Origin of the sequence: Dolomitihabitans soli (genome assembly GCF_022213955.1) — a bacterium.
GTDB lineage: Bacteria > Actinomycetota > Actinomycetes > Streptosporangiales > Streptosporangiaceae > Streptosporangium_A > Streptosporangium_A soli.
This window is the reverse complement of the sequence record NZ_JAKNTW010000080.1, coordinates 1-646: the sequence shown is the minus strand read 5'-3', so window position 1 is coordinate 646 and position 646 is coordinate 1. Positions and strand designations below refer to the sequence as shown.

Annotated in this window: 1 protein-coding gene; it reads left to right on the top strand. The window is 65.6% G+C overall.

What is annotated here, in order from left to right:
• Window positions 1-646: ABC transporter transmembrane domain-containing protein (locus tag MBA17_RS49055; protein WP_238505837.1), on the top strand; the 646-nt coding region annotated here is incomplete at both ends.

Sequence of the window (646 nt, the reverse complement as noted above, 5' to 3'; positions counted from 1 at the left end):
TTCCTGTTCACCCGGTGGTTCAGACGGCAGTCGAGCATCGTCTACCGCCGTACCAGGGAGACCGTCGCACTGGTGATCGTCCATTTCGTGGAGTCGATGACCGGGATCCGCGCGGTGCAGGCGTTCCGCAGGGAGCCGCGCAATCAGGAGATCTTCGAGGAGCTGAACGAGAACTACCGTGAGGCCAACATGCGCAGCATGCGGCTCGTCGCGGTGTTCATGCCGGGCATCAAGCTGATCGGTAACGTCACGGTGGCCGCCGTGCTCCTCTACGGCGGCTGGCTGGCCTTCGACAAGGAGGTCACGGTCGGTGTGCTCGCCGCGTTCCTGCTCTACCTGCGTCAGTTCTACGAGCCGATGCAGGAGATCAGCCAGTTCTACAACACGCTCCAGTCGGCGGGAGCGGCGCTGGAGAAGCTGTCCGGTGTGCTTGAGGAGGAGCCGGAGGTGGCCGAGCCCAAGCACCCGGTGCCGCTCGAACAGCCTCGTGGCGCGGTGCGGTTCGACGGCGTGGAGTTCTCCTACGTGCCGGACGTGCCGATCCTGCCGACGTTCGACCTTCGGATCCCGGCGGGGCAGACGGTGGCCGTGGTCGGCGCCACCGGTGCCGGGAAGACCACGCTGGCCAAGCTGATCTCCCGTTTCT